General features: G+C 32.5%; 4 protein-coding genes. All 4 read left to right on the top strand.

The window, feature by feature from the left end; all coding sequences use genetic code 11:
* Nucleotides 1-624 (top strand): MFS transporter (locus AC1DTM_RS21445; protein WP_477000827.1); only part of this gene is annotated, 624 nt, incomplete at its 5' end.
* A gap of 481 nt (nt 625-1105) precedes the next feature.
* Entirely contained in the window at nt 1106-1504 is a 399-nt protein-coding gene (locus tag AC1DTM_RS21440; RefSeq protein WP_002158427.1) for a DUF3942 family protein, read from the top strand.
* Between the two features lie 125 nt (nt 1505-1629).
* Nucleotides 1630-2046, top strand: a complete 417-nt coding sequence (locus tag AC1DTM_RS21435; RefSeq protein ID WP_002202481.1) for a BlaI/MecI/CopY family transcriptional regulator — start codon at nt 1630-1632, stop codon at nt 2044-2046.
* A 1-nt stretch (nt 2047) separates the two neighbouring features.
* The gene (locus AC1DTM_RS21430; RefSeq protein ID WP_477000826.1) at nt 2048-2860 is read left to right on the top strand and encodes a M56 family metallopeptidase; all 813 of its coding nucleotides are present in this window, start codon (nt 2048-2050) and stop codon (nt 2858-2860) included.
* The last annotated feature ends 95 nt before the right edge of the window (nt 2861-2955 follow it).

Raw genomic sequence — 2955 nt, 5'->3', positions numbered from 1 at the left:
GTCGTATTATCGTTAATAACGAAAATGCCATTTACGCCACAAAAAGAAAAAGGGAAAATCCAGCTATTTGAAAAATCTGTTTTATCAATTACAATTGTTATTTTCTTTTTATCGTTTGCATACGGAGGCATAACAACATTTTTACCGTTATTTGCGTCATCAATTGATGTGAATCCTGGGACGTTCTTTCTTGTATATGCAATTGCTTTAACAATTGTACGTCCGATTTCAGGAAAACTATTAGATAAATACGGAGAAGTATTTATCATACTCCCGGCACTATGTATTACCATTTTAGCTATAGTTGTATTAACTATTTCAAATAGTTTAATGGGTATAATTATCGCAGCGGTATTATACGGTGTTGGATTCGGTTCAGCACAGCCCGCTTTACAAGCAGCGATGCTGACAATTGTTGATCCTAGTAAAAGAGGAGTTGCTAACGCTTCATTCTTTACCGCATTTGATTTAGGTATTGGATTAGGTGCGATTTTACTTGGAGTTGTTTCACAAATGTTTGGTTACCGTATTTTATTTGCTGGTAGTGCAATTTCTGGATTAATAGCTTTAATTCTTTTCGTTGTTTTTGTAAAACAACGATTAGGCAAAAAAGATTTTTCGTAAACAGGAAGAGCGAAGATGAAAATTTCAATTGAACATGATGCTCTACGATGGTTTAAGGAAGAATTGCGTATAAAGTATGATGAATCGATTTGATTTATCCCGCTATTTGTGGGCAGTAAGACTCCCACCTCAAAATTCGGCTGGAGCAAAGAAGTTAGGTRGGAGYCSTGCTGCCCGTAAACGCCCGATTGGTGTGGGCTAATAATCAGTGGGGGATGAAMAAAMCMCCCACTGATTAAAGTTTCACTTTATGGATATATAATACTGGATAATATTGTTTCAAAGTATGGAAACAATATGTTTAAATGAATATAACGAMGTACTAATTAATATTGAAAGAGTGTTTATATTTAAAAAGTACGGGGAATACCAGAGGTTTTACAAAAGTGGTTTTTACTTTTTATAGGAAGTTACTTCATAATATGGTAAAATTATATTAATATATTTATTAGCGTAGAATGAAAAGAGGGAGCGTGAAAGAGTGGATTTTCGATTTGAGTTTGCAGCGAAGGTGAAAGAATATTTAGATGATGAAAAAGATGAAAAAATAATCAAAGATGGACACAGAGATATAATTTTTAAATATTTATATCCGTTAGAGAGTGAAATTGGCATTTTTAAAAATCCTAACTTTACTTTTTTTGCATCAGGAAGACGTTCACATATAGTATTAGAAAATATTGAATTTAAAACAGAAGTAAACGTAGAAAGTAATATAATTGAAATTACAAAAATAGTGGATAATGTGGTAATTCCATTAGATACTATCGTAGCAAAAGATCGGGAATTATTTGCACTCGGGCGTAATGAGAAATTTAGTGCGCAAATATTAGAATATTATCTCTATGATACATTTGGAGAGAAGTTAGGCTTACAATGAATCGAACGCGGTACAGATAACTAATTAGTGGAGATTAGGATCCATTTAAGTATCAGTTAATATCATTCATGTTTGACCTTCTATATATTTTATACTACAATCTGTAGTGTGAAAGGGGCCATACGATGTTTACTCAAAACTACAAGTTAAATGAGCAAGGGTTAAATCACTTTTTCGGACCGCTTGAAGCAAAAATAATGGAAATTGTTTGGGCTACTGAGGGTATTACCATTAAAGATGTGCAACAGAAATTAAGTGAAGAATCCTCGGTGAATTTTAATACTGTAATGACAGTTATGAACAGATTAGTAGAGAAAGCACATTTAGAAAAGCATATCGTGAAAAGAAGTGGTATGTATCGTACTACACAAACGAAAGAAGAATTTTTATCTAATCAAACGAAGAAAATGACACAGGAATTAATGGGGGAATTTGGAGATCTTGTTGTGAACCATATGATAGATGAGTTAGAACAAGCTGATCCATCTTTAATAAAAAAATTAGAAGAGAAATTAAGTCAGCTAAAAAAAGAGGACCGATAAAATGAAGTGGCAAATGCGTAAAATCGTTTTGTTAGCAGTGACTATTAGTGTTCTTTTTTTAAGTATGTTAGTATACTACGTCACATACCCATTTCTTTTTCAAAATAAAGCACTTTTTCTTTCACAATTTTGTTTATTTGAATTGCAACAACATATGCGAGAACTGTCAACACTCCGCATTATGATAGCCGGATTACTGTTATTTAYTGTAATCATTATAAGTAAAAGAATTTGGAAGCAGTTTTTTTATAGTAAAAAATTGAAAAGAAATCTCGTGTCTATTACTAGAAAAGGAAAGCAAGTGTACGTATTATCAACGTTACAGATTACGGCATTTACAATTGGATTATTTCGACCGAAAATTGTCATTTCAGAAGGAATGTTTCAGGCGTTTTCAGAGGAAGAAATTGATGCGATTGTATTACATGAGGAATATCATCAAAAAAATCGAGATCCATTAAAGTTATTTTTCTTTACATTGTTAGCTGAAGGAATGATGTATATTCCTATATTAAAAGGAATGCTGCAGCGTTATCATGTGTATCAGGAGCTATCAGCTGATAAATATGCGATGCAAAAAATGAAATCTTCATTTGAGCTAGGTAGTGCATTATTAAAGTTAATTAAAATAAAGACGATGGAAAATCAATGTATTACAGCTTCGTTTGCGAAAACTGCAATTAATTTACGAATTGAGCAAGTGTTGAATGAGAAAGTTGTTAAGCTGAATATACCAGTACATACGAATTCAGTATATGTAACGTTAGGGCTATTTTGTATGTCGATTGTACTTATTGTCGGAGAGTGCATATAGCCTCTTTTTTTTTACAGTTAACACTACGTTTTGTAGTGTGTTTAGGAGGAATAAAATGAATGCGGCGGATTTAACAATTTGGCTAGTAGTAGGGG

This window comes from Bacillus sp. P4_D3, assembly GCF_056401855.1.
This window is presented reverse-complemented; position numbering and strand designations above follow the sequence as displayed.

Excerpts from the sequence above, each read along its gene's own strand:
- AC1DTM_RS21435 (WP_002202481.1), top strand. The coding sequence starts at position 1,630 with ATGTTTACTCAAAACTACAAGTTAAATGAGCAAGGGTTAAATCACTTT.